General features: G+C 68.0%; 19 protein-coding genes. 4 read left to right on the top strand and 15 right to left on the bottom strand.

The genetic code is table 11. The features are described 5' to 3' along the window. Window positions 1–13 precede the first annotated feature (13 nt). Both ACLSSQ_RS06365 and ACLSSQ_RS06360 read right to left on the bottom strand, forming a co-directional pair. Entirely contained in the window at window positions 14–1,078 is a 1,065-nt protein-coding gene (locus ACLSSQ_RS06365) for an ATP-binding protein (protein WP_130458832.1), read from the bottom strand. Further along, entirely contained in the window at window positions 1,078–1,812 is a 735-nt protein-coding gene (locus ACLSSQ_RS06360) for a response regulator (protein WP_416244090.1), read from the bottom strand. Before ACLSSQ_RS06360 ends, ACLSSQ_RS06365 begins: the two co-directional genes overlap by 1 nt. Window positions 1,813–1,970: 158 nt before the next feature. Between ACLSSQ_RS06360 and ACLSSQ_RS06355 the strand changes: the two genes are divergently transcribed. The 4 genes from ACLSSQ_RS06355 to ACLSSQ_RS06340 all read left to right on the top strand — a co-directional run bounded on the left by ACLSSQ_RS06355 (window position 1,971) and on the right by ACLSSQ_RS06340 (window position 8,299). Next, complete coding sequence (locus ACLSSQ_RS06355) at window positions 1,971–3,131, top strand: efflux RND transporter periplasmic adaptor subunit (RefSeq protein ID WP_416244089.1); 1,161 nt, start codon at window positions 1,971–1,973, stop codon at window positions 3,129–3,131. After that, on the top strand, window positions 3,128–6,268 hold the full coding sequence (locus ACLSSQ_RS06350) for a multidrug efflux RND transporter permease subunit (RefSeq protein ID WP_416244088.1): 3,141 nt from the start codon (window positions 3,128–3,130) through the stop codon (window positions 6,266–6,268). The genes ACLSSQ_RS06355 and ACLSSQ_RS06350 overlap by 4 nt, the downstream gene beginning before the upstream one ends. Before the next feature lie 2 nt (window positions 6,269–6,270). Continuing rightward, complete coding sequence (locus ACLSSQ_RS06345) at window positions 6,271–7,680, top strand: efflux transporter outer membrane subunit (RefSeq protein WP_416244087.1); 1,410 nt, start codon at window positions 6,271–6,273, stop codon at window positions 7,678–7,680. 178 nt (window positions 7,681–7,858) lie between these two features. Next, complete coding sequence (locus ACLSSQ_RS06340; RefSeq protein ID WP_416244086.1) at window positions 7,859–8,299, top strand: hypothetical protein; 441 nt, start codon at window positions 7,859–7,861, stop codon at window positions 8,297–8,299. A gap of 339 nt (window positions 8,300–8,638) precedes the next feature. Here the strand turns inward: ACLSSQ_RS06340 and ACLSSQ_RS06335 are convergent, their stop codons facing one another. The 13 genes from ACLSSQ_RS06335 to asd form a co-directional block, all read right to left on the bottom strand. Next, the gene (locus ACLSSQ_RS06335; protein ID WP_152088883.1) at window positions 8,639–9,826 is read right to left on the bottom strand and encodes an O-succinylhomoserine sulfhydrylase; all 1,188 of its coding nucleotides are present in this window, start codon (window positions 9,824–9,826) and stop codon (window positions 8,639–8,641) included. 77 nt (window positions 9,827–9,903) lie between these two features. After that, window positions 9,904–11,442, bottom strand: a complete 1,539-nt coding sequence (gene purF, locus ACLSSQ_RS06330) for an amidophosphoribosyltransferase (protein WP_014238198.1) — start codon at window positions 11,440–11,442, stop codon at window positions 9,904–9,906. A gap of 45 nt (window positions 11,443–11,487) precedes the next feature. Then, on the bottom strand, window positions 11,488–11,982 hold the full coding sequence (locus tag ACLSSQ_RS06325; protein ID WP_014238199.1) for a CvpA family protein: 495 nt from the start codon (window positions 11,980–11,982) through the stop codon (window positions 11,488–11,490). 12 nt (window positions 11,983–11,994) lie between these two features. Continuing rightward, window positions 11,995–12,732: an SPOR domain-containing protein gene (locus ACLSSQ_RS06320; RefSeq protein WP_416244085.1), complete on the bottom strand. Its 738-nt coding sequence runs from the start codon at window positions 12,730–12,732 to the stop codon at window positions 11,995–11,997. 13 nt (window positions 12,733–12,745) lie between these two features. After that, window positions 12,746–14,062: a bifunctional tetrahydrofolate synthase/dihydrofolate synthase gene (gene folC, locus ACLSSQ_RS06315; RefSeq protein ID WP_416244084.1), complete on the bottom strand. Its 1,317-nt coding sequence runs from the start codon at window positions 14,060–14,062 to the stop codon at window positions 12,746–12,748. Between the two features lie 213 nt (window positions 14,063–14,275). Then, on the bottom strand, window positions 14,276–15,142 hold the full coding sequence (gene accD, locus ACLSSQ_RS06310; RefSeq protein WP_014238202.1) for an acetyl-CoA carboxylase, carboxyltransferase subunit beta: 867 nt from the start codon (window positions 15,140–15,142) through the stop codon (window positions 14,276–14,278). 169 nt (window positions 15,143–15,311) lie between these two features. Then, window positions 15,312–16,115: a tryptophan synthase subunit alpha gene (trpA, locus tag ACLSSQ_RS06305; protein WP_014238203.1), complete on the bottom strand. Its 804-nt coding sequence runs from the start codon at window positions 16,113–16,115 to the stop codon at window positions 15,312–15,314. Between the two features lie 11 nt (window positions 16,116–16,126). Beyond that, the gene (gene trpB / locus ACLSSQ_RS06300) at window positions 16,127–17,323 is read right to left on the bottom strand and encodes a tryptophan synthase subunit beta (protein WP_014238204.1); all 1,197 of its coding nucleotides are present in this window, start codon (window positions 17,321–17,323) and stop codon (window positions 16,127–16,129) included. Between the two features lie 142 nt (window positions 17,324–17,465). Continuing rightward, window positions 17,466–18,113 (bottom strand): phosphoribosylanthranilate isomerase, encoded by a 648-nt coding sequence (locus ACLSSQ_RS06295; RefSeq protein WP_014238205.1) that lies wholly within the window; start codon window positions 18,111–18,113, stop codon window positions 17,466–17,468. Beyond that, window positions 18,110–18,937: a tRNA pseudouridine(38-40) synthase TruA gene (gene truA / locus ACLSSQ_RS06290; RefSeq protein ID WP_416244083.1), complete on the bottom strand. Its 828-nt coding sequence runs from the start codon at window positions 18,935–18,937 to the stop codon at window positions 18,110–18,112. The genes ACLSSQ_RS06295 and truA overlap by 4 nt, the downstream gene beginning before the upstream one ends. Beyond that, the gene (locus ACLSSQ_RS06285) at window positions 18,934–19,596 is read right to left on the bottom strand and encodes a CbiQ family ECF transporter T component (protein ID WP_287873793.1); all 663 of its coding nucleotides are present in this window, start codon (window positions 19,594–19,596) and stop codon (window positions 18,934–18,936) included. The genes truA and ACLSSQ_RS06285 overlap by 4 nt, the downstream gene beginning before the upstream one ends. 97 nt (window positions 19,597–19,693) lie before the next feature. Next, window positions 19,694–22,654, bottom strand: a complete 2,961-nt coding sequence (locus tag ACLSSQ_RS06280; protein ID WP_416244082.1) for a FimV/HubP family polar landmark protein — start codon at window positions 22,652–22,654, stop codon at window positions 19,694–19,696. Window positions 22,655–22,896: 242 nt separating this feature from the next. Then, a complete protein-coding gene (asd, locus tag ACLSSQ_RS06275; RefSeq protein ID WP_026687255.1) occupies window positions 22,897–24,030 on the bottom strand; it encodes an aspartate-semialdehyde dehydrogenase in 1,134 nt (377 codons plus the stop codon). Window positions 24,031–24,036: the final 6 nt, after the last annotated feature.

Here is a 24,036-nt window from a genome sequence, read left to right as displayed (position 1 = left end):
CCCCGCCCCGGGCCTAGGCCTGGGGCAGCACCACCTCGAACAGGGCGCCGCCCCGGCTGCCCCGCAGGCAGCGGATGCGGCCGCCGTGGGCTTCCACCACCGCCCGCACCACCGCCAGGCCCAGGCCGCTGCCGCCACTGGCCCGGCTGCGGGAATCGTCGCCGCGCTGGAAGGCGTCGAACAGATGGGGCAGCAGTTCTTCCGGCACCCCGGGTCCGTCGTCCTCGATCTGGAAGACAAAAGCGCCCTCCCCCAGGCGGCAGGAAATGGTGATCTCCCCGGGCTGGGCGTAGCGCCGCACATTGTCGAGCAGGGCCATGACGATCTGCCGGATGCGGGTGACGTCGCACAGCACCGGCGCCGCCTCCAGCCGCAGGCGCAGGCGGAAGCCGGCGGCCACCAGTTCCGGCTCCAGCAGGCTGGCGATGCGCAGGATTTCCGCCGCCAGGTCGCTGCGCTCCAGGTGCAGGTTGAGGTGGCCGCTGTCGGCCAGGCTCAGCACCCGCAGGTCCTCGATCAGCCGCGACAGGCCTTCCACCTGGGTCAGCAGGCTGTGGAACTGCACCGGGTCCGGTTCGAAGACGCCCTCCGCCAGCCCCTGCAGACGCCCGCGCAGGATGGTCACCGGCGTGCGCAGCTCGTGGGCGATGGCCGCGTTCCAGGTGGAAAACTCGCTGCTCATGCGCTGCAGGCGCTCGGCCATGGCATTGAAGTCCCGCACCAGGACGGCGGTTTCGCCCAGGGCGTTGGCACCGGCCTCGGCCCGGGCATCCAGGTCGCCGTGGGCCAGGCGACGCACGCTGTCGGCCACCGAATTGAGGGGCTGCAGGATGCGCCGGGCCAGGCGGGAGGCGGTATACACGGCCCCCAGCAGCCCCACCAGGGTGACCCCGATCATCCAGCCCCATTCGGGCCCGGTGGGGGGCCAGGCATCGGGAGTGGAGGAGACCATGGCCGGATTCACCTCCATGGCCACGGCGTAGAAGATGTAGAAGCTGACGTGGATGAACAGGGTCACCCCCAGGGCCACCGCCGACATGGAGATGACCAGCTGCCGGCTGAGACCGCCGGGAAACATCAGGCATTCCCTTCCAGGCAGTAGCCGACGCCGCGCACGCTCACCGGCAGGCCGCCGACCCCGGCCTCCTCCAGCTTGCGCCGCAGCTTGCTCAGGTGGCTGTCCACGGTCCGTTCCAGGGCGTCGCTCTCCGGCAGGCAGGCGTGCAGCAGCTCGCTGCGGGAAAAGACCCGGCGCGGCATGCGGGCCAGATGGGCGAGCAGGCGGAACTCGGTCAGGGTCAGGGCCAGGAGTTGCTCACCCTGATCACCGCGGACGCTGACGCGGAAGGCGTCCAGGTCGATTTCCAGGGGACCGGTGCGCAGGACGCCGGCTCCCCCATTCCCCTCCCCGCCGCCCAGGGTGCGGCGCAGCACGGCCCGGGCCCGGGCTGCCACCTCGGCCGGATTGAAGGGCTTGACCACGTAGTCGTCGGCGCCCATGCGCAGGGCCGAGAGCTTGTCCACATCCTGGTCATGGGCGGTGATCATGATGATGGGCGTGCTGCCGCGGCGGCGCACCTCGGCCAGCACCTGCCAGCCATCCAGGAGGGGCATGCGCACGTCCAGCAGGAGCAGGTCGGGCCGCAGGGAGAGGTGCAGTTCCAGAGCCTCCCGGCCGTTGGCGGCGTGGGCGCTGCGCAGCCCCTCCCGCGCCAGATAGGCCCGCAGGATGTCGGCAATTTCCGGTTCGTCCTCGGCAACGAGGACCAGGGCCGCCGGGGAATTCACCGCCGCCTCCCATTTTCCGGGCACAGCCGGGGTGCCGGTACTTCCGGCAATGTCCCTTTCCTTCCTGGGCGCTTCTCCATCATTTCTCCACATTTCCGCCACGGATAGTCAATTTCATCCGCCTACACTGGCCCGGTCATCACTATGCCGTCCCTGCCCTTCGCAGGACCCAGCCCCAAGCCATGAAAAAAAGCTTACCGCAACTGCGGCCGTTCCTTGTTTCCCTGTTCGCCCTCACCCTGGCCGCCTGCGGCGGCGGGGAGGCACCCCAGGAAATGCCGCCGCCCATTGTATCCACCATCGTCGTGGAAACGCGCCCGGTCCATCTCGAAGACGAGTTGCCCGGCCGGGTCAGCGCCCTGCGCACGGCGGAAATCCGGCCCCAGGTGGGCGGCATCGTGCTGCGCCGGCTGTTCGAGCAGGGTGCCGAAGTGCAGGCCGGCCAGCCCCTGTTCCAGATCAACCCGGCACCGTTCAAGGCCGAAGTGGACAGTGCCGCCTCGGCCCTGAAGCGGGCCGGCGCCGCCATGGAGCGGGCCAAGCTGCAGGTGGACCGCTTAAAGCCCCTGGTGGATGCGGATGCAGTGAGCCAGCAGCTCTTCGACGACGCCCTCTCCCAGTACAACCAGAGCTCGGCCGACGTGGCCCAGGCCAAGGCCGCCCTGGCGCGCCGGCAACTGGACCTGGACTTCGCCACCATCCGCTCCCCCATCGCCGGCCGCATCGGCGAGGAGCTGGTGACCGAGGGCGCCCTGGTGGGCCAGAGCGACGCCAACCCCATGGCCCGGGTGCAGCAGATCGACCAGGTCTATGTGGATGTGCGGCAGCCGGCCTCCATGCTGGAAGCCATCCGCAAGTCCGCCGGCCAGAGCGCCGCCAGCGACGGCGGCAAGGACGGCAACGTGAAAATCCTCGACGCCCAGGGCAATCCCTATCCGGTCTCCGGCCACATCCTCTTTTCCGGCATCAATGTGGATGCGGGCACCGGCGACGTGGTCATCCGCATCCGAGTGAACAATCCGGAGCGGCACCTGCTGCCGGGCATGTTCGTGCGGGCCAAAGTGCCCCAGGGCGGCGACATCCAGGGGCTGCTGGTGCCGCAGCAGGCCGTGTCCCGCTCCTCCACCGGCCAGGCCCAGATCTGGGTGGTGGGCCAGGACGGCAAGGCGGGGCCCAAGAATGTGGAACTGGGCAAGCTGGTGGAACGCCAGTACCTGGTGCGCAGCGGCCTCGCCGCCGGCGAGCGGGTCATCGTCGAAGGCCAGGACCGGCTGCAGCCGGGCATGCCCGTCTCGGCCCAGCCCTGGGCCCTGGCCGCCGACGGCAAGACGGTGACGCCATGAGACTGCCTGCCTTCTTCGTCCGGCGCCCCATCTTCGCCTGGGTGATCGCCCTCTTCATCATCCTGCTGGGCCTCATCGCCATTCCCCAGCTGCCCATCGCCCGCTATCCCACGGTGGCGCCGCCCATGGTCAGCATCTACGCCGTGTATCCCGGCGCCACGCCCCAGACCATGAACGACGCGGTGGTGGGGCTGATCGAGCGGGAGCTGTCCAGCGTCAAGAACCTGCTCTACTTCGAGTCCTCCACCGACACCTCCGGTTTCGCCCAGATCACCGCCACCTTCAAGCCGGGCACCAACCCGGAGCTGGCCCAGGTGGACGTGCAGAACCGCATCAAGACGGTGGAGCCGCGCCTGCCGGCCGTGGTGCGGCAGAACGGCCTCAAGTTCGAATCGGCGGCCTCCTCCTTCCTCATGTTCATCAGCCTCAAGTCCGATGACGGCCGCCACAGCGAAGTGGCCCTCAACGACTACATGGCGCGCAACATGGTGGAGGAACTGCGGCGGGTGGACGGGGTCGGCCGGGTGCAGCTGTTCGGCTCCGAAGCCGCCATGCGCATCTGGGTGGACCCGGCCAAGCTGGTGGCCTACAAGCTTTCCATGAGCGACCTGAGCGACGCGGTGATGCGGCAGAACACCCAGATCGCCCCGGGCCGGGTCGGCGGCGCGCCCACGGTGGAAGGCCAGCGGGTCACCTTTCCGGTCTCGGTGCAGGGCCAGCTGACGACCCCGGAGCAGTTCGCCGCCATCGTTCTGCGGGCCAATCCGGATGGTTCCAAGGTGGTGCTGGGCGACGTCGCCCGGGTCGCCCTGGGCGCCCAGAGCTACGGCGAGTCGAACCGGGAGAACGGCAAGCTCGCCGCCGCCCTGGGGGTGCAGATGTCCCCCGGCGCCAATGCGGTGCGCACCTCGGCCGCGGTCAAGGCGCGCCTGGCCGAGCTGGCCAAGACCATGCCGCCGGGCATGAGCTATTCGGTGCCCTTCGACACGGCCCCCTTCGTGCAGATTTCCATCGAGAAGGTGGCCCAGACCCTGCTCGAAGCCATGCTGCTGGTGTTCCTGGTGATGTACCTGTTCCTGCAGAACGTGCGCTACACCTTCATTCCCGCCATCGTCGCCCCCATCGCCCTGCTCGGCACCTTCACCGTGATGCTGGCCACCGGCTTCTCGGTCAATGTGCTGACCATGTTCGGCATGGTGCTGGCCATCGGCATCATCGTGGACGACGCCATCGTGGTGGTGGAGAACGTGGAGCGCCTCATGGCCAGCGAGGGGCTGTCGCCCAGGGAGGCAACCCTCAAGGCCATGAAGGAAATCTCCGGTGCCGTGGTGGGCATCACCCTGGTGCTGATCGCCGTGTTCATTCCCATGGCCCTGGCCGGCGGCTCCGTGGGCGTCATCTACCGCCAGTTCACCCTGTCCATGGCGGTCTCCATCCTCTTCTCCGCCTTCCTCGCCCTGACCCTGACGCCGGCCCTCTGCGCCACCCTGCTCAAGCCGGTGGACGGCGCCCACCACGAGAAGGGCGGCTTCTTCGGCTGGTTCAACCGCATGTTCGAGCGCATGACCGGCCGCTACGAAACCCGGGTGGTCGCCATGGTGCGGCGCAGCGGCCGGGCCATGGCCGTATTCCTGGCCATCACCGGGGTGCTGGCCCTGGGCTTCTGGCAGCTGCCGTCGGCCTTCCTGCCGGAGGAGGACCAGGGCTACTTCATCACCTCCATCCAGCTGCCCTCCGATGCCACCACGGAGCGCACCCTGGACGTGGTCAAGGCCTTCGAGGCCCATGCCGTCGGCCGTCCCGGCATCGAGGCGGTGCAGGCCGTGCTCGGCTGGGGTTTCTCCGGCTCCGGCCCCAACGCCGCCATCATCTTCACCACCCTCAAGGAATGGCACGAACGCCAGGGCGCCACCGCCCCCGCCGAGGTGATGGCCGCCCAGGAAGCCATGGGCGTGGCCCGGGAAGGCATGGTCATCAACCTGATGCCGCCGGCCATCGAGGAGCTGGGCATCTCGTCCGGCTTTTCCATGCGCCTGCAGGACCGGGCCAACCAGGGCTACGCCGCCCTCATGGCGGCCCAGCAGCAGCTGCTGGCCATGGCCGCGGAAAGCAAGCTGGTGACCGGCGTCTATCCGGAAGGGCTGCCGCCGGGCAGCAGCGTCCGCCTCGACATCGACCGGCAGAAGGCCGAGGCCCTGGGCGTCTCCTTCGCCAACATCAGCGACACCCTGTCCACCGCCATGGGCTCCCTCTACGTCAATGACTTCCCCAATGCGGGACGCATGCAGCAGGTCATCATCCAGGCCGAGGCCCGTTCCCGCATGCAGGTGGAGGACATCCTGCGCCTGCACGTGCGCAACAACGCCGGCGGCATGGTGGCCCTGAGCGAGGTGGTGACGCCTCAATGGAGCGATGCGCCGCTGCAGCTGGTGCGCTACCTGGGCTATCCGGCCGTGCGCATTGCCGGCAGCGCCGCCCCGGGCGCTTCCAGCGGCGAGGCCATGGCCGAGATGGAGCGCCTGGCGGCGAAGCTGCCGCCCGGCTTCGCCGTGGAGTGGACCGGCCAGTCCCTGCAGGAGCGCCAGTCGGCGGCCCAGGCGCCGCTGCTGATGGCCCTCTCCATGCTGGTGGTGTTCCTGGTGCTGGCGGCCCTATACGAGAGCTGGACCATTCCCCTGGCGGTGATGCTGGTGGTGCCCCTGGGCCTGATCGGCGCCGTCTTCGCGGTGTACGCCCGGGGCATGCCCAACGACGTCTTCTTCAAGGTGGGCATGATCACGGTGATCGGCCTCTCGGCCAAGAACGCCATCCTCATCATCGAATTCGCCAAGCAGCTGCACGAGCAGGGCATGGGCCTGATCGAGGCCGCCGCCGCGGCCGCCCGCCTGCGCCTGCGGCCCATCCTCATGACCTCCCTGGCCTTCGCCCTGGGCGTGGTGCCCCTGATGCTGGCCAGCGGCGCCAGCGCCGAGACCCAGCACGCCATCGGCACCGGCGTTTTCGGCGGCATGATCACCGCCACCGTGCTGGCCGTGTTCCTGGTGCCGGTGTATTTCGTCTTCGTCCTCAGCCTCAGCGAACGGCTGGCCGCCTCCGCCACCCTGCAACGCCTGCGCCAGCGCTGGAACAAGGATTGACCATGCGTTTATCTCCCCTCTGCCTTTCCCTCCTCCTGGCTCTCGGCGGCTGTTCCCTGGCGCCGGCGCTGCCAAAGCCGGCCCTGCCCGTGCCCGATACCTACGGCGCCGCCCCGGCAGGCGAGGCAGCGGAAAAATCGGCAAACACCTCCGCCGCCGCCATCGGCTGGCGCCGCATGTTCGGCGACCCGCGCCTGCAGCGCCTCATCGAAGTGGCCCTGGAACACAACCGGGACCTGCGCCTGGCCGTGCTCAACGTCTCCCAGGTGCAGGCCCAGTACGACATCCAGCGCAGCTACCGGGTGCCCGGCGTCGATGCCGGGCTGGAAGGCTCGCGCCAGCGCAGCTCCAGCGACGGCGGCAACAGCACCGCCATCCAGGAGACCCGTTCCGCCAGCCTGGGCGTCAGCGCCTTCGAGGTGGACCTCTTTGGCCGCGTCGGCTCCCTCTCGGAAGCCGCCTTCGCCCGCTACCTGGCCAGCGAACACGGCCTGCGGGCGGCCCGCCTCAGTCTCATCGGCGCCGTGGCCGAGGCCTATTTCGCCGAGCGCCTGGCCGACGAGCAACTGCGCCTGACCGAACTGACCCTGGCGGACTGGCGCCAGTCCCTGGACCTGGCGCGCAAGCTAAAGCTGGCCCAGCAGAGCAGCGGCCTGGACATCGCCCAGGCCGAAGGCCAGGTCGCCACCGCCGAAGCCGATCTGGAAAGCCGCCAGCGGGCCCTGGCCCAGGCCCGCAACGGCCTGGCCCTGCTGCTCGGCACGGAGCCGCCGGCGGACCTGCCGCCGCCCACGCCCCTGGCCCAACAACCGGTGCTGACCCAGCTGCCGCCGGGACTGCCGTCGGACCTGCTGGCCCACCGGCCCGACATCCAGCAGGCGGAACAGGCCCTCATCGCCGCCAACGCGGACATCGGCGCCGCCCGCGCCGCCTTCTTCCCGCGCCTGCTGCTGACCTTGTCCGTGGGCGCCATCAGCCCCTCCTTCGGCAGCCTCTTTGCCGGCGCCCACCAGACCTGGGCCTTCACTCCCCAGATCAGCCAGCCCATCTTCCAGGGCGGGCGCCTGCGGGCCGAACTGCGGCTGGCCGAACTGCGCCGCTCGGCCGCCGTGGTCGAGTACGAGAAGGCCATCCAGACCGCCTTTCGCGAAGTGCGCGACGGCCTCGCCGGCAGCGCCACCTTCGGCCGCCAGATCCAGGCCCAGGAGCGGGCCGTGGCCAGCGCCGAGCGGCGCCGGGAGCTGTCCACCCTGCGCTACCGGGCCGGCCTGGACAGCCGCCTGGAACTGCTCGACGCCCAGCGCCAGGCCTATGCCTCCCAACTGGGTCTGCTGGAACTGCGGCGGGACGACATCCGCAACGCCATCGGCCTCTACAAGGCCCTCGGCGGCGGCCGCCTGGAACAGGGCTGAGGAGCGCCGCAGTACTCGATCTCCAGCCCGGCATGGCGGACAGGCCGTAGGGCTAAGGCGAGGCCGGCGCCTGCCGCCGGCCCAATGGCAACAAATTGTGTCCGGGCTCAACGGGGCGCCGGGGCCCGGCGTTATTTCCGCCAAGGGAGACCTCCTGTCTCCCGCTGCGGAGACTGCCATGCCTACCCCCCGTTTCATCCCTCCCCGCCTCGCCCGCCTGCTGCTGGCCCTGGCCGCCACCCTGCTGGCGACGGCGCCGGCCCGGGCCGATCAATGGTCGGTGCGGGCCATGCCCGCCGGCCTGGCCATCGGCATCGAGATCGGCACCCCGCCCCCGCCGCCCCGCTACGAAGTCATGCCACCACCCCGGGGCGGCTATCTGTGGGCCCCGGGCTACTGGGCCTGGGACGGCTACAACTACGTCTGGCTGGAAGGCCGCTGGCTGCGCCAGCGCCCGGGCTACATTTACGTGCCGGGCCGCTGGGAGCAGCGCCACCAACATTGGTATTTCAACGAGGGCGCCTGGCAGCCACACCACCACCATCCGGGCCCCGGCTACGGCCCGGGGCCGGGGAACTGGCACGGCGGCCCGCCGCCCCGGGGCCATCACCACCGCTAGGTCGGTCCCCGCCATTACCAAAGAAAGGGGATTTACATGCTTAACTTGCCCCGGGCATTTGCCGGTAGTCCGCGCCTGTTTCGGTGGTAAAAGCCACCATGGCTGAGAGGCAATAATGACGGCCTTCTCCGGCATGGCACGACTGACATGCCCGTCCCCATTGCCTCCTGTGGCAATGCCGTTTTCGGCCGCCGGCAGCGCGAACCCATTCCCTTTGGGGAGGGCGCTTTGCTCTCTCCGGGATGGCAGATCAAATGCGTGGTTGCCAAAGAAAAAGCCCCCGGCAAGCGGGGGCTTTCTCATCTGCGACGCGCGGCCGGCAAGGCCGTCCCGACGGCCTCAGAGCTGGGCCAGGCCCCGCTCCAGATCGGCCTGCAGGTCCTGCACCGCTTCCAGGCCGACGGCGATGCGCAGCAGGCCGTCGCCGATGCCGGCGGTGGTCCGGGCCTCGGCGCTGATGCGGCCGTGGGTGGTGGTGGCCGGGTGGGTGATGGTGGTCTTCACGTCGCCCAGGTTGGCGGTGATGGAGAGCAGACGGCAGTTGTCCACCACCTTCCAGGCCTCCGGCTTGCCGCCCTTGACCTCGAAGGAGACGATGGCGCCGCCGCTCTTCTGCTGGCGCATGGCCAGGGCGTGCTGGGGATGGGAGGCCAGGCCGGGGTAGAAGACCCGGGCCACCTTGGGGTGGGCTTCGAGCCAGGTGGCCAGCTCCAGGGCATTGGCGGACTGGGCGGCCATGCGGATCTTCAGGGTTTCCAGGCCCTTGGCCAGGACCCAGGCGTTGAAGGCGGAGAGGGTCGGCCCGGCAGTGCGCAGGAACTTGAAGACCTCTTCGGTGAGTTTCTTCGAGCCCACCACGGCGCCCCCCAGGACCCGGCCCTGACCGTCCAGGTACTTGGTGGCCGAATGCACCACCAGGTCGGCGCCCAGTTCCAGGGGCCGTTGCAGGGCGGGGGTGCAGAAGCAGTTGTCCACCGCCACCAGGATGCCCTTGGCGTGGGCGATCTCGGCCAGGGCGGCGATGTCGGCCACTTCCGTCAGGGGGTTGGAGGGCGTCTCCAGGAAGAACAGCTTGGTTTCGGGACGGATGGCGGCGGCCCACTCTTCCGGCCGGGTCTGGCTGGCGTAGGTGGTGCTGATGCCGAAGCGGGCCAGGATGTTGTTGAAAAGCTGGATGGTGGCGCCGAAGAGGCCGGCGGAGGCCACCACGTGGTCGCCGGCCTTCAGATGGGCCATGACCAGGGACATGATGGCGGACATGCCGCTGGCGGTGCAGATGGCGCTCTCGGCCCCTTCCAGGGCTGCCAGGCGGTCCTGGAACAGGCTCAGGGTGGGGTTCGAGAAGCGGGAATAGACATTGCCCTCCTCCTCGCCGGAGAAGCGGGCGGCGGCCTGGGCCGCGTTCTCGAAGACGAAGCTGGAGGTCAGGTACAGCGCCTCGGAATGCTCGTTGAACTGGCTGCGCTCCTGGCCGGCGCGCACCGCCTGGGTTTCCAGCTGCCAGTCATTGTTGCTGTCGATGCTCATGGGGGTTCCTTAATGACCAAGCCCGTTCGGGAAATCCGGAACGGGCCTGGTGGTTTTTTCTCTGCTCCGGTGGGCGCTCAGTGTTCGGCGTTGTTGCCCATCAGGTTCAGGTCCAGCTGCTGGGTGGCATTGCTGTCATCCTCGTTGCTGGACTTGCCCTTGCCGCCACGGCCGTTCTCCACCTTGTCCAGGTAGGCCGGCGTGATGTCGCCGGTGACGTAGGTGCCGTCGAAACAGGAGGTGTCGAAACAGGTCAGCTCCGGATTGAGGGCGCGCACGGCGGCCTTGAGGGCGTCCAGCTCCTGGTACACCAGGGCGTCGGCACCGATTTCCTTGGCGATCTCGTCATCGGTGCGGCCGGTGGCGATGAGTTCGCCCCGGGTCGGCATGTCGATGCCGTACACATTGGGGTAGCGCACGGGCGGCGCGGCGGAGGCGAAGTACACCTTGAGGGCGCCGGCGGCCCGGGCCATCTCGACGATTTCCCGGCTGGTGGTGCCGCGCACGATGGAGTCGTCCACCAGCAGCACCCGCTTGCCCTTGAACTCGTGGGAGACGGTGTTGAGCTTCTGGCGCACGCTCTTCTTGCGGGTGGATTGGCCCGGCATGATGAAGGTGCGGCCGATGTAGCGGTTCTTCACGAAACCTTCCCGGTAGGGAATATTCAGGGCCTGGGCCAGCTGCATGGCGGAGGGCCGGGAGGAGTCGGGAATGGGAATGACCACGTCGATGTCGGCCGGGTTGAGCACCTGCTTGACCTTCTCGGCCAGGAACTCGCCCATGCGCAGACGGGTTTCATAGACGGAGACACCGTCCATGAGGGAGTCGGGGCGGGCCAGATAGACGTATTCGAAGATGCAGGGGGCGTACACCGGCTTGTCGGCGCACTGGCGGCTGGAGAGGTTGCGCTGCAGGTCGATGAAGACGGCCTCGCCCGGGGCGATGTCGCGCATCACCTCGAAGCCCAGGGTATCCAGGGTCACGGACTCGGAGGAGATCAGGTACTCGTAGCCCTCTTCCACCGGATTGCGGCCCATCACCAGAGGACGGATGCCGAAGGGATCGCGGAAGGCCAGCAGGCCGTAGCCGGCGATCATGGCCACCACGGCGTAGGCGCCGCGGACCCGGCGATGCACGCCGGCGACGGCGCGGAAGATGATGTCCGGATCGAGGCGGGCGCCCTTGGCGGCGGCCTGCAGTTCATGGGCCAGGACGTTGAGCAGCACCTCGGAATCCGAGTTGGTGTTCACGTGGCGCAGGTCCTGCACGAACATTTCCTCCTTCAGCACTTCGGCATTGGTCAGGTTGCCGTTGTGGGCCAGGGTCAGGCCGAAGGGGGAATTGACGTAGAAGGGTTGGGCCTCGGCGAAGTTCCAGGCGGAACCTGCCGTGGGATAACGGCAATGGCCGATACCCCAGTTGCCCGGGAGGGCCCGCATGTTGCGGGTACGGAACACGTCCCGCACCAGCCCCGGCCCCTTGTGCATGTGGAAGGTATTGCCTTCCGCCGTGGCGATGCCCGCGGCGTCCTGGCCCCGGTGCTGGAGCACCATGAGGCCATCGTAAAGGAGCTGGTTAACCGGCGTGGTCGCGACGACCCCGAGAATACCGCACATAGAACACCACCTGTCTGTTACAAAACTTGGGCCGGAAGCCGGAGGCTACCGGTACTTGATCCTTTTCGCCACCTCGTCGGGCAGCCAGGGCCTGGCCAGCAGCACCGCCGTCTCGAAGGGCGGCGCCAACTGGGCCTGGGCCCACCAGCTCGCCTTGGGCAGGGAAGTCATGCCCCCGGCGGCAAACAGCAACAACACGATCAGGGCGCCCCGGGCCACGCCGAAGACCACGCCCAGGAGCCGGTCCGCCAGGCCCAGGCCGAGGGCCCGGATCAGGCCCCGCACCGCCAGCCGCAGCAGGGCCAGCAGCAGCAGGACGCCGACGAAGACCAGGATGTAGCCGGCCACCAGGCGCCACACCGGATCGGCGATGAGGCCGGAGAGGAACACCTGGGCGGCTTCCGGACCGAAGGCCCGGGCAGCGAGGAAGCCGAGGATCCAGGCCACCAGGGCGATGATCTCGCCCACCACGCCGCGCCAGGCGCCCAGCAGCAGGGAGGCCAGGATGATGCCGATGATGGCAAAGTCCAGTGCGGTCATTGCCGGTCGTGCTTATTTCGCGGAGACGATGCCGTTGACACCGATTTTCTTCATTTTATCCAGGGCCTTTTCCGCCGCTTCCTTGCTCGGGAAGGGGCCGGCCCGCACGCGGGTCTTGGCGCCCTGGGGGGAATCCAGGTTCTCGGTGTAGGACTTGACGCCGATTTCGTTGAGCTTGGTCTGCAGCACCTTGACGTTGCCGGGGTTGGCAAAGGCACCGATGAGGATGACGTGCTGGCCGGCCGCGGCCGCCGGCTTGGCGGCTTCGGGCTTGCCGGCACCGAGCAGGGCGGCGGCGCGCTTGGCTTCGGCCTCGGCCTTGGCCTTCTCGGCAGCGGCGGCCTTGTCGGCGGCAGCCTTCTCCGCCGCCTGCTTTTCCGCAGTCCTGTCCGCGGGCTTGGCGGCAGGCTTTTCTACCGGGGCGGGCGTGGCGACGGGGGGCTTTTCTGCCGGCTTGGCAGGGGCCTCGGCGGCCGGAGCCACGGCGACCACGGGTGGCGGCGCCAGTTCGGTTCTGGCCGGGGCGGCGGGCTTGGCCGGCGCCGGCGGCGTCAGGGCCTGGGGATTGAAGGCAGTCTGGTCCTGGCCGGGGATGCGGATCTGCACGTCGGGGGTGGGCGGCGGCGGTGCCTGGTCCATGACCATGGGCAGCACGATGGCGGCGAACGTGACGAAGGCCACGGCCCCCACCAGGCGGCGCCGGGCACGTTTTTTCAGTTGCAGTTGTGCGTCACTGTCCGTCACTTGCATGCCCGAAGCACCTTTAGCTGGGGGTTTGACCCGGTTGGCGATGTCGCTGGCCCACATGGGGCAGCACACCGGCCACCGTATGGAAGGATCCGAAAACCAGGATTCTATCATTCTCGGCAGCCTGCTTCAGGGCTGCCTGCCATGCGGCGTAGGGGGAATCGTGGCAGTGCACCTCGCCGCCGAGGCCGGCCACGGCCTCCGCCAGCTGCACCGCAGAGGCGCCCCGGGGCACCGCCAGGTCCGCCAGCAGCCAGGTATCCACCTTGCCCTTGAGGGCGGCCAGGGTGGTGGCGATGTCCTTGTCTCCGAGCATGCCCACTACCGCGTGGGTACGGTTGTAGAAGCCCATATTGCCCAGGTTGTCGGCCAGTACCTGGGCCGACTGGGGATTGTGGGCCACGTCCAGGACCACCGCCGGCTGCCCAGGCAGGACCTGGAAGCGGCCGGGCAGCTCGGTCTCGATGAGGCCGGCGCGAATGGCGCCCATGGAGACGGGCAGGCGGTCCTTGAGATATTCCAGGGCGGTCAGGGTGGCGCTGGCGTTGGCCAGCTGGGCCGTGCCGCGCAGGCCGGGGAAGGCCAGGGCGCGGCGCTGCAGGGCCTCGCCCTGGCGCAGCCAGTAGCGCCATTGCAGGCGGTCCTCGGCGCTTTTCTCGAAGCCGAAGTCGCGGCCGATGAGTTTCAGCTCGGCACCGATGGCGGCGGCGTGGTCCAGCAGGGACTGGGGCGGCTTGGCGTCGGCGCAGATGGCGGGCTTGCCGGGGCGGAAGATGCCCGCCTTTTCCCGGCCGATGTCTTCCCGGGTGGGGCCCAGCCAGTCGGTGTGGTCCAGGGCGATGCCGGTGACCACGGCCACGTCCGGCTCGTAGATGTTCACCGCGTCGAGGCGGCCGCCCAGGCCCACTTCCAGGACGATGGCCTCCACCCCGGCGGCGGCGAAGACTTCCCAGGCGGCCAGGGTGCCGAATTCGAAATAGGTCAGGGCCTCATCGCCCCGGGCTGCTTCCACCCTGGCGAAGGCGGCGCACAGGGCCTCATCCTCCACCGGCTGGCCGTTGAGGCGCACCCGCTCGTTGTAGCGCAGCAGATGGGGGGAACTGTAGGAGCCCACCTTGCAACCGGCCCGGTCCAGGATGTTCTCCAAATAGGCGCAGACCGAGCCCTTGCCGTTGGTGCCGCCGACGGTGACGACCGGGCAGAACTCCGTCTGCCCCAGGGCTGCCTTGACCCGGGCCACCCGCTCCAGCCCCAGCTCGATGCCGGCCTGGCCCTTGGGATGGAGGGATTCGAGATGGGTGAGCCAGTCGGACAGGGTGGTGGGGGATGACATAGAAAGACTAGCCACAGAGGGCACAGAGATCACAGAGGAAAGTCAAAAGCACCTACCCGGGAAGGCACCAGGGACGCGGACCTCGGCCATGGCAGGCTGAAGAATGGCGTCCCTGTTGCCTCCCGGGGCACAGGCCCACACAGTTTCCTCCGCCCTTACGCACGGCGCGGAAACGCTCTGTGTTCTCTGTGCCCTCTGTGGCAAAAAAGATTTTCAGGCTGCCGCAGGCAGCTTCTGCAGCAGGGCCAGCAGCTGGGCGATCTTGTCGCGCATTTCGCGGCGGTCCACGATCAGGTCGATGGCGCCCTTTTCCAGCAGGAACTCGGAGCGCTGGAAGCCTTCCGGCAGTTTCTCGCGCACCGTCTGCTCGATCACCCGGGGACCGGCAAAGCCGATCAGGGCATTGGGTTCGGCGATGACCACGTCGCCGAGGAAGGCGAAGGAGGCGGAGACACCGCCCATGGTGGGATCGGTGAGCACGGAGATGAAGGGCAGGCCGGCTTCCGACAGCTTGGTCAGGGAAGCGGTGGTCTTGGCCATCTGCATCAGGGAGAACAGGCCTTCCTGCATGCGGGCGCCGCCGGAGGCGGTGATGCAGATGAAGGGCACGTTCTGCTCCAAGGCCACCTGGACGCCGCGGATGAAGCGCTCGCCCAGCACGGAGCCCATGGAGCCGCCCATGAAGTTGAATTCGAAGCAGGCCACGACCACGGGCAGGGTCTTGATGGCGCCCTGCATCACCACCAGGGAATCGGTCTCGCCGGTGTCTTCGGTGGCGTCGTTGAGGCGCTCCGGATAACGGCGGCTGTCCTTGAACTTGAGGCTATCCACCGGCAGCACTTCGGCGCCGATCTCGAAACGGCCTTCCGGGTCCAACAGCAGGTCCAGGCGTTCCCGGGAATTGAGGCGGTTGTGGTGGCCGCACTTGGGGCAGACGTGCAGGTTGCCTTCCAGGTCGGTGGCGTAGAGCACCGCCTCGCAGGACGGGCACTTGCGCCACAGGCCTTCCGGCAGGTTGGACTTGCGCGGCGCGCCTTCACGCTTGATCTTCGGGGGCAGCAGTTTCTGCAACCAGCTCATGGCGTTCTCCGGTACTTTTTTAAATTCGGGTTGGCCGCAGAGGGCACAGAGATCACAGAGTTAAAACAATTCCTGGACAACGCGACAGGGCCTGATCAAAAGCCATCGCGGCATGACTGTCCTGTCGGTTTTACTCTCTGTGTCCTCGGTGCCCTCTGTGGCTAAAAAATTACTTGCTGGCGGCATCCACACCGCGGCGGATGTCGGCCACCAGGCCCTTGACGCGGGCCACGGCGTCATCCGGGTACTTTTCCATTTCCTCGATGATGCGGCTGCCCACCACCACGGCGTCGGCCATGCCGGCGATGCGCTTGGCCGTTTCCGCATCGCGAATGCCGAAGCCGACGCCCACGGGCAGGCCGGTGGCTTCGCGGATCTTGGGAATGCGTTCGGCCACTTCGTCGAAGTTGAGGGCGCCGCTGCCGGTCACCCCCTTGAGGGAAACGTAATAGACGTAACCCCGGGCCAGCTGGCCCACCTGATTGATGCGGGCGTCGGTGGAGGTGGGAGCGAGGAGGAAGATGGTGTCCAGGTCCCGGGCGTTCATGGCGGCGCAGAAGGCGGCGCTTTCCTCCGGGGTGTAGTCCACCACCAGCACGCCGTCCACACCGGCCTCGGCGGCGGCGGCGACGAAGGTCTCCATGCCCATGGACTCGATGGGGTTGGCGTAGCCCATGAGGACGATGGGGGTCTCGCCGTCCTTCTCGCGGAACTCGCTGACCATGGCCAGCACCTGGCGCAGGCTGACGCCCTTGGCCAGGGCCCGCTCGGAGGCGCGCTGGATGGTGGGGCCATCGGCCATGGGATCGGAGAAGGGCACGCCCAGCTCGATCACGTCGGCGCCGGCTTCCACCAGGGTGTGCAGCAGGGTGACGGTGAGGGCCGGATGGGGATCGCCGGCGGTGATGAAGGGAATCAGGGCCTTCTTGCCCTGGGCCTTGAGCGCGTCGAAAGTCTGTTGGATGCGGGACATGGGGCGGGCTCTCAGAATTGGATGCCGGACTTTTCGGCGACGGTGTGCATGTCCTTGTCGCCGCGGCCGGAAAGATTGACCAGCAGGATCTTGTCCTTGGCCAGGGAGGGGGCCAGCTTGGCGGCATAGGCCAGGGCGTGGGAAGACTCCAGGGCGGGAATGATGCCCTCGAAGCGGCACAGGTCATGGAAGGCCTGCAGGGCTTCGCTGTCGGAAATGCCCACGTATTCGGCCCGGCCCGAATCCTTCAGCCAGGCGTGCTCGGGGCCGACGCCGGGGTAATCGAGGCCGGCGGAGATGGAGTGGGTCTCGGTGATCTGGCCGTTCTCGTCCTGCAGCAGGTAGGTGCGGTTGCCGTGCAGCACGCCGGGGCGACCCTTCTGCAGGCTGGCGGAATGGCGGTTGGTATCCATGCCCTCCCCCGCGGCCTCGACGCCGATCAGCTTGACGCTCTCATGGGGAATGTAGGGATGGAAGATGCCCATGGCGTTGGAACCGCCGCCGACGGCGGCGATCACCGCGTCGGGCTGGCGCCCGGCCATCTCCGGCATCTGCACCAGGGCTTCCTTGCCGATGACGGTCTGGAAGTCCCGCACCATCATGGGATAGGGATGGGGACCGGCCACGGTGCCGATGATGTAGAAGGTGTTCTCGATGTTGGTGACCCAGTCGCGCATGGCTTCATTGAGCGCGTCCTTGAGGGTCTTGGAGCCGGACTCCACGGGCACCACGGTGGCGCCCAGGAGCTTCATGCGATAGACGTTGGCGGCCTGGCGCTTGACGTCCTCGGAGCCCATGTACACCACGCACTCGAAGCCGTAGCGGGCGGCCACGGTGGCGGTGGCGACGCCGTGCTGGCCGGCGCCGGTCTCGGCGATGACCCGGGGCTTGCCCATGCGCTTGGCCAGCAGGGCCTGGCCGATACAGTTGTTCACCTTGTGGGCGCCGGTGTGGTTCAGGTCTTCCCGCTTCAGGTAGATCTGGGCGCCGCCCAGCAGCTCGGACCAGCGCTTGGCGTGGTAAATGGGGCTGGGACGGCCCACGTAGTGCTTCAGCTCGTAGTCGAACTCGGCCTGGAAGGCGGGATCGGTGCAGGCGTGGGCATAGGCCGCCTTCAGTTCTTCGAGGGCGGCGATGAGGGTTTCGGAGACGAAGATGCCGCCGTAGGGGCCGAAGTGGCCGGAGGCGTCGGGCAGGTTGTAGGACATGGTGGACTCCAGAAGACGAACGTTGAGAAGGACGGGGACTGCTTAGTCAGCCGCCGTCTCTCAGGTGTGGTCCGCCAGGTGGTGGCGCCAGTGAGTGCGAGTATGTCCGCCCGGTTTCTTGCGCATAAATCAGTTCGTCAAATCAATCGTTGTCGGCACTGCGAACGGCGGCGATGAAGGCCCGGATCTTGGCGGCATCCTTGATGCCTTTGGCCGCTTCGACGCCGGAGGACACATCCACCGCCGCCGGGCGCACCCGCCGTACCGCCTCCGCCACATTGTCCCCGTCCAGGCCGCCGGAAAGCACGATGCTCTGGGCCAGGCCGGCCGGGATGAGGGACCAGTCGAAGGTCTTGCCGCCGCCGCCGTAACCATCGACGAAGGCATCCAGCAGGATGGCCCGGGCCGAAGGGTAAGCAGCCGCGTATTGTACCAAATCCAGATCGGGCCTTACGCGGGCCGCCTTGAGGTAGGGCCGCAGGTAGCGCCGGCACTGGCTTTCCGTCTCGTCACCGTGGAATTGCAGGACCTCCAGGGGCACTTTGGCCAGCACGGCCTCCACCTGGGCCGGTTCCGGATTCACGAACAGCCCCACCGCCGCGACGAAGGGCGGCAGCCGCCGGGCCAGTTCCGCCGCCCGTTCGGGCGTGACGTAGCGCGGGCTGGGCGGGTAGAAGACGAAGCCGATGGCGTCGGCGCCGGCAGCCACGGCGGCATCCACGTCCGCCTCCCGGGTCAGGCCGCAGATCTTGATGCGGGTCTTGGTACGGGCATGGGTGGCGCTCGTCATGGTTCCAGGCTCCAGATTTGGGGCAGCACCGTGGTCTCCGGCAGGCCCCAGTGGGGTTCGTAGCTGACACCGGCCAGGTAGAGGCCGGAGGGACTGAAGGTGGGGGCCGCCAGGCGCCGGTCCCGGGCCGCCAGCAGTTCGCCGATCCAGGCCGGCTCGTGCTTGCCCTTGCCCACATAGACCAGGGTGCCCACCAGGTTGCGGATCATGTGGTGCAGAAAGGCGGTGGCCTCGAAGTCGAACACCACCAGCTCGCCCTGGCGGCTGACCCGGGCCTGCCGCAGTTCCTTCACCGGCGTCTTGGCCTGGCATTCGGCGGCGCGGAAGGTGGAGAAATCGTGTTCTCCCAGGAGCAGGTCGGCCGCCTCCTGCATTTTCGCCACATCCAGGGGCAGATGGAACCAGCCCACCCGGCCGGCGGCCAGGCCCGGCCGCACCGGGCGGTTGAGCAGCAGGTAGCGGTAGCGCCGCCCCCGGGCGGAGAAGCGGGCATGGAAATCGGCAGGCACGGCCTGGGCCCAGCGCACGGCGACGCCGTCGGGCAGATGGGAATTGACGCCCCGCACCCAGGCCGATTCGGGCCGGGACACGGGCGCGTCGAAATGCACCACCTGGGAAGTGGCATGGACGCCCGTATCGGTGCGGCCGGCGCAGGTGGTGGCCACCGGCACCCCGGCAATGGCGCCCAGGGCGGCCTCCAGGGCATCCTGCACGGTGCGACCGCCGGGCTGGGTCTGCCAGCCGTGGAAGGCATTGCCGTCGTACTCCAGGCCCAGGGCGATGCGGCCCGGGGTGGTGGCGGAAAGAATAGTGGATTCGCTCATGGCAACCACAGCGGAGAGGCAAGCAGGACGAGGATGCCGAGACCCATGCCGGCGAGAAGCAGGCGGTCAGGGCCAGGCAGGGGATGCAGTTCCACCTCCAGGACGCTTTCCTGCTCCTGGGCCGGCATCTCCAGGAAACGGCGCCAGTCCTGGCCCCGGGGCCAGGCTTCGGCGGAATCCACGTGCCGCATCACCAGCAGCAGGCGGGCAATGCCCCGCTCCGGCGCCAGCCCCAGGTAGCGCAGGGGCTGCAACAGGGTCAGCAGGCCCTGGGCCAGGGCCGCCGGCCGGGTGCGATGCAACAGCCAGGAGACGGCCAGCAGCACCGTCGCCAGGCGCAGGCACTGTTCCAGGCCGAGGAACACCCCTTCCCGGGAAGGGCTCCAGGCGTGGTCGTAGAGGGGCGTGCCCGGGGTGCCCAGGGCGAAGACGAGAAAGAGGGAAAGCAGCAGCCAGCGCGTGCGCCGCAGCAGGGTGCGGCAACGCCCGGCCACGCCGTCGGCCCGCAGCAAAGGCAGGACCAGGGCGGCCGCCAGGAGCGCCGGCAGGGCCTGGGCTGCCAGGGCCAGGAGCAGGCACAGCAGCAGGCGTACGGCCGGATGACGGGCGGAGGGCGGCGCCGGCATGGCAGCGGGCAGGGGCGGGGCGGAACGGTTCAAGAAGAGGACCAGGGGGTGCGAAGCCCGCACTGTAAAACAAATGCCGCAGCCGGGATACCCGGGCTGCGGCATGGAGGGGGCGGAACGACGACGGCGCTCAGCTGCCGACGCGCTCCATCAGGGTGCGGGCCACGTCCTGCTGTTCGGCATTGCCTTCGCCGAGCACTTCCTGCAGCAGTTCCCGGGCCCCTTCCAGATCGCCCATTTCTTCATAGGCCTTGGCCAGATCCAGCTTGGTCGCCACTTCCTGCCAGCGGGCATCGTCGCCCTCGGCATCGGCGGCCTGCTCGGCTTCCAGCTGAGCCTCCAGCTGGGCGCCCAGTTCCGGATTGACCACGGTTTCGGCGGAGTCGAAAGACGGAGCCGGTGCAGCAGTCACCTCCTCCATCGCCAGCTCGGGCATGACCACGGTTTCATCCGCCGCCGGCGTCAGGGTGGTCTCGGCCGCGGCTGCAGCCAGGTCATCCAGGCTGAGGGCTTCATCGGCAACTTCCGGCAGCACCACGGTGTCGTCGGCGGCACTGGCGGCCGGCTCGGCAGCCGGCGCGGGCGCCGCATCCAGGTCCAGGTTGATGCTGGAAAGATCGAAGGCGCGGGGCGCCTCTTCTACCGGCAGGGCCTCGTCATCCAGCTGGATGTCCAGGTCGCCGCCGGAGGCTTCCGCGGTGATGGAAACAGGCTCTTCGGCCCCAGCCCCCAGATCGAGATCGAAGTCGATGATGTTGTCGGCAGGAGCCGCCGGGGCTGCCTCAGGGGCCGCTTCCGGCAACTGGAAGTCCAGCACTTCGGGCTCGGCAGCGGCGGCCGGGGCGGGCTCGGCAGCGCCCAGGTCCAGGTCGAAGTCCATGGCGCCGGGCAGGGCGGCTTCAGGTTCAGCAGCGACGTCGGCAGCGGCATCGGCCTGGGGAGCGGCAGGAGCCTCGAGACCCAGGTCGAAGTCCAGACTGACCAGATCGGGCACCGGCTCGGCCGCCGCTTCCTGGGGCGCTTCCACCACCGGCAGGGGCTCCGCTTCGGCAGCGGCTTCAGCCAGCTGGGACAGGGTGCCGGGCATGGTCACCGTGTCCTTCAGCTGCTCGGCGCCGACGATCATGGTGGCATCGGGATCGAAATCGGCAGCAGCAGCCGCGGGCGCCGGGTTGCCGCCGTAGAGCGGGTTGGCCGGGTCCAGCTTGGCGCCCATGGCGGCAGCCTTTTCCCACTCGGCGCCAACGCCGCCGGTCTGGGCGTAAAGCTCGCTAGCCAGGGTTTCGAACTGCTTGACGGCCTTGCGGTTGGCGTAGATTTCCAGCAGCTTGACGTGGATGGCAAAGCGCTTGGGATCCTTCTGCATGGCTTCGAGAAGGATTTCCTCGGCCTGGGCATCCCGGCCATAGGCCATGTACACATCGGCTTCGGCCACCGGATCCACTTCGTCGGTATCGATGGTGCCGGGGCCGGCCTGGCTGAAATCGGTGGCCGGGGTGTTGGAGGTATCCACACTCTGGCCGCCGGTGCTCTTGAACACGGAATTGGCGCCCAGACTCGGCTGGGACAGGGAGCTGGTGGGCGGCAGGGTGGCCTCGCCGGCGGGAGCCTGGCGACGACGACGGACCACGGCCAGGGCGCCGAGGCCGGCGATGGCGACCAGGCCGCCGCCCAGGAGGGGCAGGTTGTCCAGCAATTCATCCACCAGGCTGGGCTCTTCCACCGGGGCCGGCGGCGGCACCACCACCGGCGGCTTCGGTGCCGGCGTGGGCTCAGGCTTGGTTTCCGGTGCAGCAGCTTCGGCCGGTTTGTCCTCCGGCTTGGCGGCCTCGGCGGGCTTGGCCTCCTCGGCCTTGGGCGGTTCGGGCTTGACCTCGGGCTTGGGCGGTTCCACCGGCGCCGTTTCGGCAGGCTTGGCAGGTGCGGCGGCGGGCAGCGGGGCCGCTGCGGCCGGCTTGGCCGCGGCCTGCTTCTGCAGATCGGCCAGGTTCTGGTTCTTCAGTTCCAGCAGCTTCTGCAGTTCGCTGACGTTCTTCTCCAGGGCCGCCATGCGTTCATTGGCGTCCTTGAGGGCCTTGTCCTTGGCAATCAGGTCCTCTTCGCTGGCCTTGCCGGCACCAGCCTTGCCCGTGGCCGGCCCTTCGGTCTTGGCGACCTTCACCTGGTCCTTGGGCGCAGCGGCCGGCGCGGCCTTGTCTTCCACCTTGGCGGTGACGCGGCCGGCAACGGCCTGGGTGGCGCCGTCGTCCTTGGGCGCCTCCTGGGCCACAGCCCCGGCCAGCTTGCGGCGGTAGGCATTCCAATCCGAGGACTGAGCGAAGACGATCTTGCGCGCCTCGCTCTCGGAGACAGCAGCGACGGACTCCTTGTCCGGCACCGCCAGAATCTTGCCGGCCTTGAGGCGGTTCATGTTGCCGCCGTCAAAAGCCTCCTTGTTGGCCCGGTACAGGCCCACCAGCATCTGCTCCAGGGAGACGCCCTCGTGCACGGTCTCGCCGGCAATCTTGCGCAGGGTGTCGCCCTTCTTCACCTCGACGCTGCCCACGGCAGCAGCGGGCTGCTCAGCGGTCTTTTTCTCGGCGGCGGGCCGTGCCTCTGCCACCGGCTTTTCTTCCGCCGCCACCTTGGGTTTGCGGCTGGCAGTCACCTTGGCAGGTTTCTCTTCCACGGCCCGGGCGGCCGGCTTCTCTTCCACGGGCGCCAGGGGACGGGTTTCAAGACGGGGAGGCTGCTTGGCCTCGACCGTGGACACCTGGGCACCGCCCTTGATGGCCATTTCCGGCGGATCGAGAAGGAAGGTGTATTCGCGCACCAAGCGGCCGGAGGGCCAGCTCAACTCCAGCAACATGTCCACGAAGGGGTCGTTGATGGGCTTATCCGAACTGATGCGGATGACCGGCTGGGCGCCCTTCTGGTCCAGGGAAAATCTGATGCCGAGCAGGGTGGAAGCGTATTCGATGCCGGCCTGGGCAAAGGCATCCTGGGAGGCCAGGCGGGCCGTCATGTTGGACAGTTCCGCCTTGGTGGCGGAGACCTCCACTTCGGCGCGCAAGGGCTGCCCCAGACCGGAATAAACGGTGATCTTTCCCAACCCTGCCGCATCCGCCGCGAAAGGCATACACGCAAGCGCGGTTGCCAGGAGCGAGGCACGAATTTTCATATTGGTATCTTTAGTTTTGGCCACGGCGCCACCCTGAGCGTCGATTTTGGAAGAAATAAAATAACATCAGCAAGTTAGCCATGCAAGCTAATCTTTATTCTAATGTAGTTATCCCTTTTGTATAACAAAACCGGGGCTCTCGGCCCCGGTTCTGGTATTGGCTCCCGGCCGAATCAGGCTTCGAGCAGAATGCGCAGCATGCGGCGCAGGGGTTCGGCAGCGCCCCACAGCAACTGGTCGCCGCAGGTGAAGGCGGCCAGGTACTCGGGACCCATGGCCATCTTGTGCAGACGGCCGACGGGCACGGTCAGGGTGCCGGTGACGGCGGCGGGGGTCAGCTCACGCTCGGAAATCTCGCGCTCGTTGGGCACCACCTTGGCCCACTGGTTGGCCTTGGCCAGCATGTCGCTGATCTCGTCCAGGGGCACGTCCTTCTTCAGCTTGATGGTGAGGGCCTGGGAGTGGCAGCGCATGGCGCCGATACGCACGCAGAGGCCATCGATGGGAATGGAGCCCTGGCTACGGAAAGCGGGCTTGCCCAGGATCTTGTTGCATTCGGCGCCGCCCTTCCACTCTTCCTTGGACTGGCCGTTTTCCACGGGCACGTCGATCCAGGGGATCAGGCTGCCGGCCAGGGGGGTGTTGCGGAAGTTCTTCTTGGGGAAGGCGTCGGAACGGATGGTTTCGGCCACCTTGCGGTCGATTTCCAGGATGGCGGAAGACGGGTCGGCCAGCAGGTCGGCCACGGAAGCGTGGATGGTCCCCATCTGGGCGATCAGCTCGCGCATGTTCTGGGCGCCGGCGCCGGACGCGGCCTGGTAGGTCATGGAGGTGGCCCACTCGATCAGGTCGTTCTGGAACAGGCCGCCCAGCCCCATCAGCATCAGGGAGACGGTACAGTTGCCGCCGATCCAGTTCTTGCCGCCCTTGGCCAGGGAGTCCTGGATGACGTTCTTGTTCACCGGGTCGAGGATGATCACGGCGTCGTCGGCCATGCGCAGGGCGGAGGCGGCGTCGATCCAGTGGCCGTTCCAGCCGGCAGCGCGCAGCTTGGGGAAGACTTCCTTGGTGTAGTCGCCACCCTGGCAGGTGATGATGATGTCGCAGGTCTTCAGGGCATCCACGGACATGGCGTCCTGCAGGGGAGCCGCAGCTTCCTTGCCGCCGAACACCGGGGCCTTGCCGCCGGCGTTGGAAGTGGAGAAATACACCGGTTCGATATGGGCGAAATCACCCTCTTCCACCATGCGCTGCATGAGGACGGAACCGACCATACCGCGCCAACCAACCAGACCAACTCGCTTCATCACTGC

The sequence above is a fragment of the Azospira sp. APE16 genome (assembly GCF_047901315.1).
Lineage (GTDB): Bacteria > Pseudomonadota > Gammaproteobacteria > Burkholderiales > Rhodocyclaceae > Azospira > Azospira oryzae.
This window is presented reverse-complemented; position numbering and strand designations above follow the sequence as displayed.

Excerpts from the sequence above, each read along its gene's own strand:
- ACLSSQ_RS06365 (WP_130458832.1), bottom strand. The coding sequence starts at position 1,078 with ATGTTTCCCGGCGGTCTCAGCCGGCAGCTGGTCATCTCCATGTCGGCG.
- ACLSSQ_RS06355 (WP_416244089.1), top strand. The coding sequence starts at position 1,971 with ATGAAAAAAAGCTTACCGCAACTGCGGCCGTTCCTTGTTTCCCTGTTC.
- ACLSSQ_RS06350 (WP_416244088.1), top strand. The coding sequence starts at position 3,128 with ATGAGACTGCCTGCCTTCTTCGTCCGGCGCCCCATCTTCGCCTGGGTG.
- ACLSSQ_RS06345 (WP_416244087.1), top strand. The coding sequence starts at position 6,271 with ATGCGTTTATCTCCCCTCTGCCTTTCCCTCCTCCTGGCTCTCGGCGGC.
- ACLSSQ_RS06340 (WP_416244086.1), top strand. The coding sequence starts at position 7,859 with ATGCCTACCCCCCGTTTCATCCCTCCCCGCCTCGCCCGCCTGCTGCTG.
- ACLSSQ_RS06335 (WP_152088883.1), bottom strand. The coding sequence starts at position 9,826 with ATGAGCATCGACAGCAACAATGACTGGCAGCTGGAAACCCAGGCGGTG.
- purF (WP_014238198.1), bottom strand. The coding sequence starts at position 11,442 with ATGTGCGGTATTCTCGGGGTCGTCGCGACCACGCCGGTTAACCAGCTC.
- ACLSSQ_RS06325 (WP_014238199.1), bottom strand. The coding sequence starts at position 11,982 with ATGACCGCACTGGACTTTGCCATCATCGGCATCATCCTGGCCTCCCTG.
- ACLSSQ_RS06320 (WP_416244085.1), bottom strand. The coding sequence starts at position 12,732 with ATGCAAGTGACGGACAGTGACGCACAACTGCAACTGAAAAAACGTGCC.
- folC (WP_416244084.1), bottom strand. The coding sequence starts at position 14,062 with ATGTCATCCCCCACCACCCTGTCCGACTGGCTCACCCATCTCGAATCC.
- accD (WP_014238202.1), bottom strand. The coding sequence starts at position 15,142 with ATGAGCTGGTTGCAGAAACTGCTGCCCCCGAAGATCAAGCGTGAAGGC.
- trpA (WP_014238203.1), bottom strand. The coding sequence starts at position 16,115 with ATGTCCCGCATCCAACAGACTTTCGACGCGCTCAAGGCCCAGGGCAAG.
- trpB (WP_014238204.1), bottom strand. The coding sequence starts at position 17,323 with ATGTCCTACAACCTGCCCGACGCCTCCGGCCACTTCGGCCCCTACGGC.
- ACLSSQ_RS06295 (WP_014238205.1), bottom strand. The coding sequence starts at position 18,113 with ATGACGAGCGCCACCCATGCCCGTACCAAGACCCGCATCAAGATCTGC.
- truA (WP_416244083.1), bottom strand. The coding sequence starts at position 18,937 with ATGAGCGAATCCACTATTCTTTCCGCCACCACCCCGGGCCGCATCGCC.
- asd (WP_026687255.1), bottom strand. The coding sequence starts at position 24,030 with ATGAAGCGAGTTGGTCTGGTTGGTTGGCGCGGTATGGTCGGTTCCGTC.